This is a genomic window from Candidatus Zixiibacteriota bacterium, from assembly GCA_034439475.1.
Lineage (GTDB): Bacteria > Zixibacteria > MSB-5A5 > GN15 > FEB-12 > JAWXAN01.
The window spans coordinates 91113-105255 of the sequence record JAWXAN010000042.1; the positions used below are offsets into that span (position 1 = coordinate 91113).

Here is a 14143-nt window from a genome sequence, read left to right on the forward strand (position 1 = left end):
CCCTTATTGGATTAAACCCAAAGTGGGTTATTCCACAATAGTAATAGTTAATTGCATTACCGGAGGAATCGAATGAAGAAAGTTGCTGGACTCATCGTTTTAGCGGCATTGTTGTGCGCCAATAGCTCTACTGCTCAAACACCACTAAACATTAAGGGATACGTGGGAGTAGGAATCGATATGCCGACCGGAATTCTCGGAGACGGATGGAATATGGGCTTTCACGGCGAAGCCGCTCTTGGCTTTCTCCTTCCAGCTCAGCCATTTGAAATTCTTGGCGAAATTGCCTACCATAGTTTCGGTCTTGATGATCAAGGAACTGGCATAGATGGAGGTACCTTCAGCGCGTTTCGATTTGGTGTCGCCGCCAAGGTTCGAATCATACCATCGGTGGGAACAACAGCGCCGTTCTTTTCCTTTGGAGTAGGATTTGCACAGGCAGCGATAGGTGATATAGGTGGCTTCAGTTTTCCAGATGAAACGAAGCCATATATCAAACTCGGAGGCGGCGTTGATTTTTTGAAGTTCTTTGCCAAGGTTGAATATGTAAATGTTTTTACAGAAGGTGAGAGCGCCAAATTTGTTCCGATTACATTTGGTGTGAGATTTTAAGGCGTTGATTATCAGCGATGTCGTGCAGATCAGAGACGGTCTGCACGAAAGTCAACACTTGGTGCTCCATCAGCGGCGGATTGGATTGACACTGGCGGGGCGGACTGAGATTGCCGCGCCTGCCCGCCGTGGAGGGTCGCGCCTGGGAGGCCGCTCCTCGCAACGACTCACTGGGAAATGACTGCTTTGATTCTTCGTTGCGAGATATATATCCCAAGTCCCAAGAGAAAGAGAGCCAGAGAAACTACCTGATTCCATGTCGGCTCAATCCCGCCAATCGAAAATATCATTTCCTCTTCGTAATACCTAACAAACTCAATCAAAAATCGAAAAAGAGCTTCAGCCATAAAAAGCACAGCAACAACCTGACCGGCAAACTGCCGCCGTTTCAACAGCTGGTGCAATACGAAAAATAACAGAAAGCCATATGCCGAGCTATAGATTTGCGCCGGATGCAGGTGCTGATCACGAAAAATCATCCATGGTATCGAATGGTCGGGGAACTGGACGCCCCACGGGAGGCCGGTCGGAGTGCCAAAACAACAGCCGTTGAGAAAACAGCCGATTCGGGTAATGCCTATCCCCATTGCGAGGGTCGGCGAGAAGATATCAAAGACCTCAAGCACCGCTTGTTTCTTTATTTTGCAATATGTGTATGCTGACAAAATTGCAAGCAGGACTCCGCCATACAGGTTCAAGCCGGCTATTCCGAATCCTCCGCCGGGGTCCGAATGAAACGGATTAAAAATTGCGCCGAGATTGTTGGAAAATTCCGACCAGTGTAAAACAACATAGCCGAGTCTTGCGCCGACAATCCCGCCAAAAATAAATATGTACGTGATTGTAAGATAGTAGTCGGGTGATTTCCCTGTTTTAGCCGCGACGCGCTGGACATACCAAACCCCGAAAAGAAACGTGAGCGCGAGCATCAGGCCGAAAGCGCGAATGGGGAAAGAGCCAATATAAAATAGTTCAGGCTGCATGTTCAATCCTTAATTCTGTCGTTTCTTTATCTTTCGCGCTCGGAGCGTTGAAGCAGTCACTTTTTTTCCAAACCAAAATGACCGAGGCAACTGCAAAAGCTGCGCCAACGAAGACATCGCTTATATAATGAAATCTCCCCCAAACAGTTCCGATGGCAAGTCCGATATTCAACGGAAGCAATATCCAGCCGAGAGGCCGATAGTGTTTTAGTGAAAACATGAGTATCACTAGCGCAACCCCGACATGCGAGGACGGCATGGCCCCGCCCCTGACTGCGGCATTCTCTATTACGAATTCTACAAGAGGCCGGAAGAGTGGACCATCGATTGAGTTTATATACACATGGGCAAATTGCCAGCGCGGCCCCGCGACAGGGTAGAGCGCAAAAAGCAGATAGGAGGCAAAGAAGGTCAGGGTACAGGCGGCAAGGCACGGTTTAATAATTTTCAACTCCATACGCCGCAGAGCCGCAATGATAAAAACAGGGACCATCAGATAATATGTGAAATAGCAGAAGGAGACTATTTCTGTAACCCAGACATTCAGCAAATTTCTATCAATATAGAGGGTCGGTTCTATGCCGAACAGGCGACTCTCAAAGTTGATGACCTGTGCGTCAAAGAAATGGTCAAAGAAAAGAAACATCTGACCGCCGGTCAGGCGATAGAAGAATGTAAAGAGCAAGGCCGGATAAACGGCGCGGATTATGGCATTCATTTTCCCTGTTGACTCCGGCAGAAATCTCACAAGTATCCAGACGAGAACTGCTATAGCAGTATATGATATAAGTTCATCAGTATATCCTGCAAGCGGCCGACCAAAACCGAGAACCAGGGCAATCATAAGGCCGCAGTAACCAAGGATAAGCCGATCGGTTGGGTTGAAACGAACGGACTTGTTATTCTTTATCATCGTTTTCACTATCGCTATCGTTTTCGCTGTCGTTGTCTGGTTTGTATTTGTTCTTTTTGACGCGCACAACTTCGTACCCTTCGACTATGACAACAATTTCCCCTTTGATTGTGCGGTCCTGGTTTTCTAGCGATTCTATTATCGCGCTCAGCGTACCGCGGCGGTACTCCTCATGGATTTTGCTTATCTCTCGCGCAAGACAGGCCTGTCTGTCTCCAAGTACTTCGCGGGCATCGACCAGCATAGAATAAATCCGGTGAGGTGACTCATAGAAGACAAGGGTGTGTTCGAAGTCTTTGAGCCGCTCAAGTCTGTTTTTGCGGCTACCGCTTTTAGGGGGCAGAAATCCTTCGAAAAAAAAGCGGTCGGTCGGAAGCCCGGAGGCGGTGAGAGCCGGAATGATAGCGGTCGGGCCGGGAAGCGCGATGATCTCAATTCCAACATCGATAGCGCGTCGCACCAGCCGATATGCTGGGTCAGAAATCCCGGGGGAGCCAGCATCGGTTATGATCGCAATCGACTCTCCATTTTCAATCTGCTTAGCAAGCTGAGCCGAGCGTTCAGTCTCATTGAAGTCATGATATGAGATAAGCCGATTGCTGATTCCCAGCATATTCAGTAAATTGCCGCTTGTGCGGGTATCCTCGCAGGCAATAATCTGCACTGATTTCAAGGTGTCAATTGCCCGATCGGTAATATCAGACATATTCCCAATTGGTGTTGGAACAAGATATAGTTTGCCGGCAGTAGGGGGCATTGAGATTATCAGTCAAGAAGTCTAACAAAGTGTGGAATGGGCGACTTGTCAAAAGATGCAATTGGAGGCAGACGGCGTTTGAAGCTGTTCTGATTGAGCAAGCTGACAACCCGCTCTATCTTTTTCGCCGAAAATCCCTGACCCATAAGATGGGCTCTTGAGCGCTCATCTTTATCGATAATCTGCTCAAGAAGCCGGTCGATTTCATCGTAGCTCAAGCCAATCTCATCCTCGTCGGTCTGGCCTTCCCATAGATCAGCCGAGGGAGCTTTAGTCTGAATTGGCTCCGGAAGTTCAAGAAACCCAGCCAGCTGCCTGATTTCAGTTTTGTACAACTCTCCGATTGGATTGAGCGAACAGGCGGCATCTCCAAAGAGGGTGGTATAGCCGAGAGCAATTTCTGTGCGGTTGCCAGTTCCGAGCACCAATCCTCCGTGTTCTGAAGCGATATCAAAAAGGATGGACATCCTTTCTCTGGCCATTTTGTTTCCTGCCCTGATTTTGTCTTTGCCCGCAGGCCCAAGAAAATAGGCATCTATCATGGGTGAAATGTCAACGATTTTGTGTTCGATTTCAAGCCATTCGGCCATGAGACGGGCATCGTCTAATGAGTTCGGAGACGATGTGCGGTACGGCATCATGACCCCGAAAAGCTTGTGTGCGCCCACAGCCCGCACGGCAAGAGTCGCACAGAGCGAGGAGTCTATTCCTCCAGAGAGACCAACAACAAAGCCAGTACGGCCCGCAGCCTCGAGCTCCGTGCGCAGGAACTGGATGCTTTTCTGGACGATGGTCTCATAGTCGGATTTCAGGGGCGTTGTCTGTGTTTCAGGCATATAACCAATAATAATATGTGATATAGAAGTCATCAAGCGTTAATGTCTACCCCTTGACAGCTTTGGGCAAGTGATCTATATTATTTCAAAACTAAGAAAGAAGGGCAATATGAGTGTGAACAAAGCAATCCTCATCGGGCGACTGGGGAAAGATCCGGAACTGAAGTACACGCCTGGCGGAAAAGCAGTGGCAAATTTTTCACTGGCCACAACCGAACGCTGGAGCGGTCAGGACGGTCAAAAAAATGAGTCGACCACCTGGCATAATATTGTTGCTTGGGGAAGACAAGCCGAATTGTGCAAGGAGTATCTTGCGAAAGGACGCGAAGTCTATATCGAAGGACGCATAGATAATCGAAGCTACGATGACAAAGAAGGGAACAAGAAGTATATCTCTGAAGTCATCGTGCAGACGCTTCAGTTCCTTGGCTCCAAAACCGGAGGCTCAGCAGGCGGTGGCGGCAGCGAGGTTTCAGCCGAAGCGCCAGCACAAGCGCGGTCGGGCGGCGAAGACGACGATCTGCCTTTCTGATGTAATTGTGAACATTGATGACTCCAAAGCCCCTTACAAGGGGCTTTTTTTATTACTTTATTTGAACAGTAAATGTCACAAATAATACTCAGAAATCTTTTCTCTTTCTCCGAATCTAATAGGGTATGGTAAACTCATGGCTGCGTCGGTCGCTGATTACAATAAAGACAACAACACTTTTTGGAGGTTTTTAAGATGTCTACTCAGTTTCTCACTACGAACCAGATAGAAGGATATTCGGAACAGCGCCATCGCCTCTTCCGAACCATCGGGTTTATGGCCGCCTCGTGCCTCACTATTTCAGCGGCAATTATCTATTTTTTCAATAGCACGATTCTTGCGGAAAAATTCATAGCTGTCTGCGGTACGGTTGAATTGATGACAATGACACTAATGCCGTATATGATATCAGCAGTGATTGCATCAATCACCGCGATTGGCGTAATTTCAATTCTACCAGCGGTGAGAATGGCTGACCCGGCTGAGAGGATACTGATGCGGCTTCGCGAGGCCGCAGGCGGGAACCTTTCGGCGAGAGTAAAGCTTCATGGGGATGTGCCGCTCAAAGACGTTGCCGCCGAGCTCAATGTGACTCTTTCAACTCTTGGCAGTCAGATCGCAACCTGGAAACTTATCAATCGCCAGCAGTGGGGAACGCTATGCCGGGTTCGTCTTGCGGCGGAAAATGAAGACATATCCGAAGTGATAAAATATGTGGCCGAGATGGAACAGAACTGGGATAAGATCGCTGAAATCGAACAGAGGATAATTACCTGATTATTCGAGTAACTTGTCTTCAATTTTCTTTACCCGTTTGAGCAATTCAGGGAGCCGTGTGAGACAGGCTTCGATACGTTTAATTTCCATTAACTCGCGCGCTGGGGTACCCCACACAACTTTCCCACTAGAAAGCGAGTTTGATACACCGGCCTGCGAACCGATTTTGACCCCATCGCTGATAGTAATATGCCCGGCCAGCCCAACCTGGCCGCCAATCACAACGCCATTGCCGATTTTTACAGAACCAGCAATGCCGGTCTGCGCGACGATAATTGAATGCTGTCCGATCTCAACGTTATGACCGATCTGCACAAGATTATCGATCTTTGTTCCGTGGCCAATCTTGGTAGGTCCAAGCGCCCCCCGGTCAATCGTGGTGTTTGCGCCAATCTCAACATCGTTACCAATCTCTACATGGCCTATCTGTTTTATCTTATATAATCCTGTTTCGGATTCGGCATAGCCAAAACCGTCCGAGCCGATAACCACACCGGCATGTAGTATGACATTATCCCCTATATGTGACCGATCAAGTATCTTCACGCCCGGATATAGCAGACAATTTTTGCCTATTGTTACCCGTTCGCCGATGAATATCGACGACATCAAATGAGTCTTGCTACTTATGCGGCAGTTTGCGCCAATTACGCAAAACGGACCGATAACAGCCGATGAATCAATGACTGCAGTGTTATCGATGGAAGTTGTGGCATGGATTGCTCCTTTAGATAGTGGGGCTGCAGGATAGAGTATGTCTACTATGCGGGCAAAAGTAAGGTATGGTTTATTATGGCGTATGACAGCGTGTCCGTGGCTTTCGGTTGTAGCATCAAGGACGAGCGCACCGGCCTTTGTGGCTGAGATAAACTTTGTATAGCGGGAATTGGCAACAAAACTAATATCAGAGGGGCCGGCCGTTTCAATAGGCGCGGCCCCGCTTATTTGGATATCCCGGTTTCCGGGCAAATCGAGAGTTCCGCCGATTTTCGCGGCGAGCTCACCGAGAGAGAATGATGGATTATTGTCCGAGTTTTTCAAGACGTTCCAGCACTTTCGCAGTTACGTCGTACGTTTCTTTGATGTATCCCAAGCCGCTTTGGAGGGTAAAGATAACATCATATCCTTCTTCCACAGCAATCGACTCGATAGCTTTGGATACATTGTCAAGCAAAGGCCCAAGAAGGGTTTCCTGTTTCTGCTCGGCCTTTCCGCCTGGTCCATAAATCTCTTTGGTATAATTATCAAGAGCGTCTTTTTTGATCCGGATCGATGCCTCGCGCTCTTTTCGCTTCTCATCGGAAAGAATTAGTTTCTGCTTGTCATAGTCGGTCAACATGGTTTCAAGCTCAGTCTGTTTGGCCTGGGCTGCGTCGTCCCATACTTTTCGCTCAGTCTCCCACTGCTCTTGGGCTCGTGTCCAGGCTTTGTAGCCGTCTTTAATCAGATCGTCCTTTACGAAACCGATCTTGAGATTCTGAGCCGAAGCCGACGGGGCAATGGCGGCCATCATGATTAAGGCGAGAGCGGCAAGCCAGAGCATTTTCACATTCTTCATCACGTTTGTCTCCTTACGCAAGGTTATTACCGAAAAGTCGTCCCGATTTGAAAGTGGGGTTTCCACTTCTGTTCTTCATCTTTATACTTGTCTAATGGATAAGCGAAATCAAAGCCGATTGTTCCAATACCGGGTACGGCGACCCTGAATCCGAACCCAACTCCCTTATATAGGCCGCCTGCAATATTGGGGTCAGAACTTGGACGGACAAACGGGCTAATCTTGTCCCGATTGAGCCATGAATTGCCCGCATCAAAGAATAAGAGTCCGAAAACAGAGCGCGACACAATCGGCACCTGTATTTCAAGATTAGTCACGAGCAGATATTTTCCGCGAACGCGAGTTGTTAGCGGACTCGATGTCACAAAGGAAGTATCGTTAGCCGGATCAGATCCCGGTACGGCATTGGTGTCGAGGAAGAAGAAAGTTGTGTCCGCGGTTGTAAAGGTTGAATCGGGTGTCAGATTGCCGTCGTCATATCCTCGTATCACCCCGTCGTAGGCTGTCCCTCCCGGGCTAAATCGATCAGAGAGGAGGATTCTATCATCGCCAGAAGGAGAGGTAACCACACTGTATTGTACTTTCGCGGCCAACGAAAACTTCCAGAAAAGAGGAATAAATTTTGAAAGGGCGAGAGAATGTTTCTGATAATTCCAATATCCACCCAAAAACCCGCCAGTCGTTTCAAAGGTATAGCTCAATACCGAGCCTTTTGTCGCAAACTCAGGTAGGTCACGTGAATCGCGTGTGAGGGTAAATCCAAGCCGGGAAGCGGTGTTCCATTCGTCGCCGATGTCGATTGGAGAACCCTGAAAGGGCCGGCCGGTGATTGTTTGTCTTCGATCGAAGATCCCTGTGCTGTCGGCGGGAAATCTATTTTGGTCGAAAATACCATCCCGATTGGTGTCAAATTGCGCAAGCGATCTAAATGAATTTGCAGCTATATATGAATAGTCAAAGTCGTGATACCGTGTGCGTTCAAGCCGATATGAGGTGAAGGCGCGGAAATACCTGTCCGGCCATCTGAGTCGTCGTCCAAGCCGCACCGAGCCGCCTTGGCGTTGTTCGGTGTAATCTTCAAACCAGCGGCGATTAGTGCTGAAAACATCGAGGCCCAGAAGCGTGGGGCGTCCCGCGAGCCACGGCTCAGTGAAAGAAATCGAAACAGAGTTGCGTCGTCCGCCGAATTCGATATTAAACGACAGATTTTGTCCCCGTCCGCCTAAGTTGGGAATGCCAAGTCCGACATTTCCTACGACCTTATCCTGACTATTGTAGCCAGCGCCCGCGGAGACCTGACCGGTCTGCTTTTCTTCAATTTTGAATTCAATGTCGACATCTCCATTGGGCAGATCGACTGGCTCCGGCAGGGCATTGGTGAAAAAGTTGAGCGCCATTATATCCCGAACAGACTGGATAAGAAGCGATCTATTAAAGACCTGCCCGGGAAGCATCGAGATTTCACGCCGGATAACATTCTCGCGTGTTTTCGTGTTGCCCAGAATTCTCACGAGATTTACATGGGAAGGAAGGCCTTCGGTGATGGCATACAAAATATCGAGAATAGAATCAGAACGCGTGACCCTCTCGTCAGTTATCCGGGAATGAAGATGGCCAACCTCCTGGTAGGTTGTGTAGAGTTCATAAAGGGACTGCTCGTACTCCTCGTTGTTGAAGACTTCGCCTTCTTCGAATTTGAGTTTGCTCTTGAGCAATGGCTCTTTCAGGATTTCGTTGCCGGAGAATGCGGATGTTCCAAAGTAATAGAGCGGCCCTTCGTATACCTCGAGGTATATCGTCATGCGATTAGTGGAAGAATCGATGCGAGTTGAATCAGAGATGACATAGGCATCGACAAATCCTCGTTTGCGGTATTCCTCAACTATTTTTTCCAAGTCTTCAGGATATTTTTCTTCGGCAAAATCAGAGCTTCGTAAAAACCCTCTTTTACGGTTTCGCATTTTCTTAACTAATTCGTTGGCCGATACGCGAGAATTTCCAGTCATCACAACCCGCTCGACTTTGACCTTGGACTTTTCGTTAATTGAATACGTCAGACTTGCTTCTGACGAATCCTCATTGTATTTGAGTTCCGATGTCACTTCGGCCTGGAAATAACCTTCACCGGCGTACTCTTCGAGGATTTGTTGTTTCTTAAGATGGATAAGGTAGGGAGAGATATAGCCGCCGACACCGAGTCCGAGCTTTTCTCTGAGGTCTTTTGTTTTTATCTCTTTGTTGCCGACAAAATTAAGCGATGACAGCTTGGGTAGTTCAGCAACCACAATCGCGATCTTGAGCCCACCCGACACTTCTGTCGCCTCGATTTTCACGTCGGAGAAAATGCCGAGAGCATACAAGCGTTCGATAGCTGATTGGATATTGGTCGCGGTAAGTGGGGAACCAATGTCGATTCCGGCGACGCTGAGAATCAGCGAACCGGTTGTGACGCGGTTTCCTTCGACGTCAATCTTGACTACATTATAAGCTGTCTGCGCCGTGACCTGTGACGCTGAGAAAGCGGCGAGAGTCAGGACGAAGGCAAGAGCGATCCCTGCTCTCAAATACATATTTGTACTCGTTGCTGCACCCGGTTTACGGTTTCACAATCCTGCTGATTCTGATCTCAGTAAACCCTTGACGATGCCCTTGCGTTCTTTTGTACTTCGTACGCCGTTTGTACTTGTACATGAGGATTTTCTCCCCTTTGCCCGATTTGACGATTTCGGCTTCGATTCGAGCGCCTGTGACAAATGGGGCTCCAATTGTTGCGGACTGGCCGTCATGGATGAGCAATACTTCGTTAATATCCAGTTTCGATCCGGACGAGGCATTTTGGGAGGGGACTGATATGACATTCCCTTCCTCGCCACGATACTGAAAACCGGATAATTTAAAAATCGCGTACATGTTTGCTCCTTACGTTATCTACTGTCAGGACGGGGGAGCTACCCCCGAGTTATCCTAAAGCCTGAAAAGGTAAGGATATCCGAAGTCAAGTCAAGGTAAATTTTCGTGGGGGGAAACCAAGCATTTGGTAACATACTGCTTAAATTTCAAAGACTTATACTGGTTCCATTAAAAATTCGAACCTAACATCACTGGTCATTGTTAGTAGCGGGATAGAAAAGTTTACTCGATAGTGATTGCACAAGAGCTGTCATTTGATATATTCCGATGTCAAAGCGTCCATAATGTAATGGAAGAAATTGTCTTAAGTGTATGGCACAGATGAATGTAGATTTAGAACGCAGCGGGCCGTCGCAGGGAGCTTTTGAACTCCACACAACTTTTCCACCTCGTGGAGACCAACCCCGGGCGATTGCCGAGCTCACCGAAGGAATCCTCGCGGGTCACAAGCACCAAACCCTGCTTGGCGTAACTGGCTCAGGAAAGACCTTCACAATGGCTAATGTCATTGCCAATTGTGGCCGACCGACTTTGGTTATTTCACACAACAAGACCCTTGCGGCCCAGCTCTATGGCGAGTTAAAGACTTTCTTCCCTAAAAATGCAGTGGAATTCTTCATTTCATACTTTGATTATTACCAGCCCGAAGCCTATATGCCGACAACTGACACTTTTATTGAAAAAGACACGGCAATGAACGAAGATATCGCCCGATTGCGGCTTCGCGCGACCGCTTCGCTTCTCGAACGCCGAGATGTCATCGTTGTGGCCTCGGTCTCCTGTATTTACGGTTTGGGCTCGCCTGAGGAATACGCCAAACAGATGATGATACTGGAGAAGGGTGTTCCTTGCGACCGAGATGAGATGATTCGGAATCTCATCAACATTCACTACAACCGTAATGAGATGGAGTTTGTCAGGGGAAACTTCCGAGTAAGAGGCGACACTATCGAGCTAATTCCCGCCTATCGTGAAACAGCGCTCCGGTTCGAGTTCTTTGGCGATGAGATTGACCGCATTTCAGAAATTGACCCCCTCACCGGAGAAATTCTTGACGACCGCGACCGGGTCGCGCTCTATCCGGCCAAGCACTTTGTCACATCGAAAGCGACTCTCGAGCGTTCTTACACACAGATAGAAGAAGAACTTAAGGATCAGCTCGAGATTTTCCGCCAGCTGGATAAACTACTTGAAGCACAGCGTATTGAATCACGGACTAAATATGATCTTGAGATGCTCAAGGAAGTTGGTTACTGCAGCGGGATTGAGAACTACTCGCGCTATCTGACTGGCCGCGAAGCGGGTGAGAGGCCTAAAACGCTCATCGATTTTTTCCCGAGGGATTTTATCACGGTAATCGATGAATCTCATCAGAGTATTCCTCAGATACGAGGTATGTATGCCGGGGATAGAAGCCGTAAGGAAGTATTGGTCGAACATGGGTTTAGATTGCCATCGGCGCTCGATAACCGTCCGCTTTTTTTTGAGGAATTTCAAAATCTGGTTAGTCAGGTTGTGTATGTTTCAGCCACACCATCGGTGTATGAGCTTGAGCAGTCCGAAGGCGTAGTTGTGGAACAAGTTATTCGCCCTACAGGGCTGTTGGATCCGCAGATTACGATAAAGCCGCTGGGTACCCAAGTTGATGACCTACTCGAACAAGTGAGAGTTCGTCAGGCAAAGGGGGAACGAGTGCTGGTGACCACGCTGACAAAACGGATGGCAGAAGATTTGACCGATTATCTGACGCGTATGGATGTCCGGGTGCGCTACCTCCACAGCGAAATTAATACGATTGAACGAACCGAGATCATCCGCGATCTTCGGCTTCATGAGTTTGATGTTCTCGTGGGAATTAATTTGCTCCGCGAAGGACTTGATTTACCCGAAGTGTCACTGGTCGCAATTCTGGATGCGGACAAGGAGGGCTTTTTGCGCTCGGAGCGCTCGCTTATTCAGACCGCCGGACGCGCCGCAAGGAACAAGAACGGCGAGGTTATATTTTATGCTGACAAAATAACCGACTCGATGAGAAAAGCGATCGAAGAAACCGACCGACGGAGAATCAAACAACAGGCGTACAATGAGGAACATCATATTAATCCCGAGACGATTCTGAAAACCCGTGACGAAATTCTCCGCTCGACTCAGTTTGCGGACTCAAAAACTGCTATTGCGGACATGACCTTTGAAAAGCCGGAGCATTTTTCTCTCATGTCAACCGAAGATCAGTTATCCTTTATGTTGCAAGCGATGAAACGAGCGGCCGATAATCTTGACTTTGACACGGCCATTCTTATTCGTGACGAGGTTACAAAGCTTAAGGAAGATATGAAAAAACAAAAGAACAGGACCCGCCGCTAATGCGAAAGACTATACATTCGCCGTTCTCCTCGTCTCGCTGGATTCTTTCGTTTGGAAGACTATTCGGTGTATTTGGTATGTTTCTTCTTTCGCTGACAGGGTGCGAAAAGCGAAAGGATATTTTTCTTAATGATGTTGACGAAATATCGCGTTATATTGTTGAGACCGAACAGGGGATAGACCTGTTTCGCGCCACAGAGCTGATCCCCACCATTACCTACTCGGTTCCTTTTGACAGCGATCCGTATCGCGATAGTGTTACCAGCCAGACACGCAAAATCACTGTTCTTGTAGACACTGTTGCTGTCGAGTACGCCGGCTTAGGACAGGTGCTTGAGGCATGGGCAACAGTAGAAGACCGCATTAGTGTCACTACGATAATTGAGCGGGCGGATTTCGCCGACACACTCAGAGGGGTGCGGGTGCTTACGCGCTATGGCTTCTTTCTCAAGTTGGGCAATGACAGCCATGACTATCTTGGATGGCTGCTGTGGGGCTACAATCCAATTGGAGAGTTTCCCACACCGGTCAATGTCCGAGTCAGTTATCTCGACGGCGAGGATTCGGTTACCTTTTTCGGCGATTTGTCGGCCTATTCCACCAGGCACAACGGCGCATCGGATGGAAAACCCGGTGTGACGGATAATATTTCCGTTCGGTTTCAGCAGGTACTTGAACTCAAAACAATCCCGAACGGAGGGAAACTGGTTCTGCAAACCAATACTGCAAATGGGTCTTCCCCAGTGAGGTATTATCAGCACATTTCGAGCTTCACCGGAAGTGGCGTTGAGCATAGTTTAATGTCTCGAGTGAATCGCGACATCTCACGAGACACGCTGAAAACGCCTGACGATAATCCTCGTCTATGGAATATTCTTTTTATTCAGTCATTCGAGGATGAGCGGGCTCAATTTTCAAAATGCTGGTGTATTCCGTACAGGTCTGCTCAGTAAACGGAGCCGAAGCCGCCTCACAGGCGACAATTATCTGTATCTCGATGAAATTTTAACTATATGGCGCAAGCGATTAAGAATATATTCGATACAAATTAAACCAAAGATCACTTCCAGGGAGGAATTGTGAAAAGACACACACGGAAACGTATCGGATTATTCATCGTCATGCTATTGGCAACAGTAATGACCGGATGCGGAACAGGAATCCCATCAGGACACAGGGGCGTATTTTTTAGCCGGTTCGGAGATGGAACCGAGTTTGGGCGGATTTATAATGAGGGCTTCAACTTTCATGCGCCTTGGAATAGCATCTTTATTTACAAGACCCAGCTACAGGAGCAGAAGGAAGACCTTACACTGCTTTCATCCGACGGGGCGACAATCGGTCTTGAAGTCTCGGTTCTTTACCGGCCGATTTCTGAGAAGCTCGATTCATTGCAATACACGATAGGGCCGAATTACTACCAAGTCGCTGTTGCTCCGAATATTCGCGCGATTGCCCGCGAAATAGGCGCCAAATACACGCCCGAAGAAATCTATGCGACAAAACGCGAACAGATGACAACCGAAATGTTCAAACTTCTCGCCCAACAAACGGCCGCCAAATATATTGTCGTCGAAAATGTTCTGGTGCGAAATGTTTCCATCCCGGAAAAAATTTCAGAGGCCATCAATTTCAAACTCAGCGCCGCTCAGGATGCCCAGAAGATGGAGTTCACACTTCAAAAGGAGAAGCTAGAAGCGGATCGTAAACGGATAGAGGCCCAGGGTATCGCCGACTTCCAAAAGATTGTGTCTGCGGGATTATCGCCGGCATTGCTGAAATGGAAAGGGATTGAGGCAACCGAGCGATTGGCAAGTTCCCCCAATACAAAAGTTGTGATTGTGGGCAACGACGCCGGGGGTCTGCCGATAATTCTCAGCTCAGATAAATAGCCGCTCACA

General features: G+C 48.2%; 14 protein-coding genes. 6 read left to right on the top strand and 8 right to left on the bottom strand.

What is annotated here, in order from left to right; all coding sequences use genetic code 11:
• Positions 1-72: 72 nt before the first annotated feature.
• Positions 73-612 (top strand): hypothetical protein, encoded by a 540-nt coding sequence (locus SGI97_06055; protein MDZ4723448.1) that lies wholly within the window; start codon positions 73-75, stop codon positions 610-612.
• A gap of 167 nt (positions 613-779) precedes the next feature.
• Here the strand turns inward: SGI97_06055 and lgt are convergent, their stop codons facing one another.
• Genes lgt through SGI97_06075 form a run of 4 tightly spaced genes read right to left on the bottom strand, consistent with a single transcriptional unit; the run spans position 780 to position 4134 of the window.
• The gene (lgt, locus tag SGI97_06060) at positions 780-1595 is read right to left on the bottom strand and encodes a prolipoprotein diacylglyceryl transferase (protein MDZ4723449.1); all 816 of its coding nucleotides are present in this window, start codon (positions 1593-1595) and stop codon (positions 780-782) included.
• On the bottom strand, positions 1585-2508 hold the full coding sequence (locus SGI97_06065; protein MDZ4723450.1) for a phosphatase PAP2 family protein: 924 nt from the start codon (positions 2506-2508) through the stop codon (positions 1585-1587). The genes lgt and SGI97_06065 overlap by 11 nt, the downstream gene beginning before the upstream one ends.
• Positions 2495-3265: a 16S rRNA (cytidine(1402)-2'-O)-methyltransferase gene (rsmI, locus tag SGI97_06070; GenBank protein ID MDZ4723451.1), complete on the bottom strand. Its 771-nt coding sequence runs from the start codon at positions 3263-3265 to the stop codon at positions 2495-2497. Before rsmI ends, SGI97_06065 begins: the two co-directional genes overlap by 14 nt.
• Positions 3266-3273: 8 nt before the next feature.
• A complete protein-coding gene (locus SGI97_06075; GenBank protein ID MDZ4723452.1) occupies positions 3274-4134 on the bottom strand; it encodes an NAD+ synthase in 861 nt (286 codons plus the stop codon).
• Positions 4135-4210: 76 nt separating this feature from the next.
• Here SGI97_06075 and SGI97_06080 point away from each other — a divergent pair, with 76 nt between their 5' ends.
• Together SGI97_06080 and SGI97_06085 are read left to right on the top strand one after the other, a co-directional pair.
• Positions 4211-4633, top strand: a complete 423-nt coding sequence (locus tag SGI97_06080) for a single-stranded DNA-binding protein (protein MDZ4723453.1) — start codon at positions 4211-4213, stop codon at positions 4631-4633.
• Between the two features lie 195 nt (positions 4634-4828).
• Complete coding sequence (locus SGI97_06085; GenBank protein MDZ4723454.1) at positions 4829-5410, top strand: hypothetical protein; 582 nt, start codon at positions 4829-4831, stop codon at positions 5408-5410.
• Here SGI97_06085 and lpxD read toward each other — a convergent pair whose 3' ends face one another.
• From lpxD to rplU, 4 genes are read right to left on the bottom strand one after another with little or no spacing between them, the layout of a single operon-like run.
• Positions 5411-6451: a UDP-3-O-(3-hydroxymyristoyl)glucosamine N-acyltransferase gene (lpxD, locus tag SGI97_06090; protein MDZ4723455.1), complete on the bottom strand. Its 1041-nt coding sequence runs from the start codon at positions 6449-6451 to the stop codon at positions 5411-5413.
• Positions 6432-6968 (bottom strand): OmpH family outer membrane protein, encoded by a 537-nt coding sequence (locus SGI97_06095; GenBank protein ID MDZ4723456.1) that lies wholly within the window; start codon positions 6966-6968, stop codon positions 6432-6434. The genes lpxD and SGI97_06095 overlap by 20 nt, the downstream gene beginning before the upstream one ends.
• Positions 6969-6994: 26 nt before the next feature.
• Complete coding sequence (bamA, locus tag SGI97_06100; GenBank protein MDZ4723457.1) at positions 6995-9538, bottom strand: outer membrane protein assembly factor BamA; 2544 nt, start codon at positions 9536-9538, stop codon at positions 6995-6997.
• Positions 9539-9563: 25 nt separating this feature from the next.
• Positions 9564-9878 carry a 50S ribosomal protein L21 gene (gene rplU / locus SGI97_06105; protein MDZ4723458.1) on the bottom strand — a complete coding sequence of 105 codons (315 nt, stop codon included), beginning with the start codon at positions 9876-9878 and terminating at the stop codon, positions 9564-9566.
• A 321-nt stretch (positions 9879-10199) separates the two neighbouring features.
• Between rplU and uvrB the strand changes: the two genes are divergently transcribed.
• The 3 genes from uvrB to SGI97_06120 all read left to right on the top strand — a co-directional run bounded on the left by uvrB (position 10200) and on the right by SGI97_06120 (position 14134).
• Positions 10200-12242 (top strand): excinuclease ABC subunit UvrB, encoded by a 2043-nt coding sequence (gene uvrB, locus SGI97_06110; GenBank protein ID MDZ4723459.1) that lies wholly within the window; start codon positions 10200-10202, stop codon positions 12240-12242.
• Positions 12242-13195, top strand: a complete 954-nt coding sequence (locus SGI97_06115) for a hypothetical protein (GenBank protein MDZ4723460.1) — start codon at positions 12242-12244, stop codon at positions 13193-13195. The genes uvrB and SGI97_06115 overlap by 1 nt, the downstream gene beginning before the upstream one ends.
• 126 nt (positions 13196-13321) lie before the next feature.
• Positions 13322-14134 carry a prohibitin family protein gene (locus SGI97_06120; protein ID MDZ4723461.1) on the top strand — a complete coding sequence of 271 codons (813 nt, stop codon included), beginning with the start codon at positions 13322-13324 and terminating at the stop codon, positions 14132-14134.
• Positions 14135-14143 lie beyond the last annotated feature (9 nt).

What these genes read in the sequence shown, in the direction of transcription:
- SGI97_06095 (MDZ4723456.1), bottom strand. Translation starts at nt 6,968, where the DNA reads ATGAAGAATGTGAAAATGCTCTGGCTTGCCGCTCTCGCCTTAATCATG.
- rsmI (MDZ4723451.1), bottom strand. Translation starts at nt 3,265, where the DNA reads ATGCCCCCTACTGCCGGCAAACTATATCTTGTTCCAACACCAATTGGG.
- SGI97_06055 (MDZ4723448.1), top strand. Translation starts at nt 73, where the DNA reads ATGAAGAAAGTTGCTGGACTCATCGTTTTAGCGGCATTGTTGTGCGCC.
- SGI97_06085 (MDZ4723454.1), top strand. Translation starts at nt 4,829, where the DNA reads ATGTCTACTCAGTTTCTCACTACGAACCAGATAGAAGGATATTCGGAA.
- SGI97_06080 (MDZ4723453.1), top strand. Translation starts at nt 4,211, where the DNA reads ATGAGTGTGAACAAAGCAATCCTCATCGGGCGACTGGGGAAAGATCCG.
- bamA (MDZ4723457.1), bottom strand. Translation starts at nt 9,538, where the DNA reads ATGTATTTGAGAGCAGGGATCGCTCTTGCCTTCGTCCTGACTCTCGCC.
- SGI97_06115 (MDZ4723460.1), top strand. Translation starts at nt 12,242, where the DNA reads ATGCGAAAGACTATACATTCGCCGTTCTCCTCGTCTCGCTGGATTCTT.
- uvrB (MDZ4723459.1), top strand. Translation starts at nt 10,200, where the DNA reads ATGAATGTAGATTTAGAACGCAGCGGGCCGTCGCAGGGAGCTTTTGAA.
- lgt (MDZ4723449.1), bottom strand. Translation starts at nt 1,595, where the DNA reads ATGCAGCCTGAACTATTTTATATTGGCTCTTTCCCCATTCGCGCTTTC.
- SGI97_06075 (MDZ4723452.1), bottom strand. Translation starts at nt 4,134, where the DNA reads ATGACTTCTATATCACATATTATTATTGGTTATATGCCTGAAACACAG.
- rplU (MDZ4723458.1), bottom strand. Translation starts at nt 9,878, where the DNA reads ATGTACGCGATTTTTAAATTATCCGGTTTTCAGTATCGTGGCGAGGAA.
- SGI97_06065 (MDZ4723450.1), bottom strand. Translation starts at nt 2,508, where the DNA reads ATGATAAAGAATAACAAGTCCGTTCGTTTCAACCCAACCGATCGGCTT.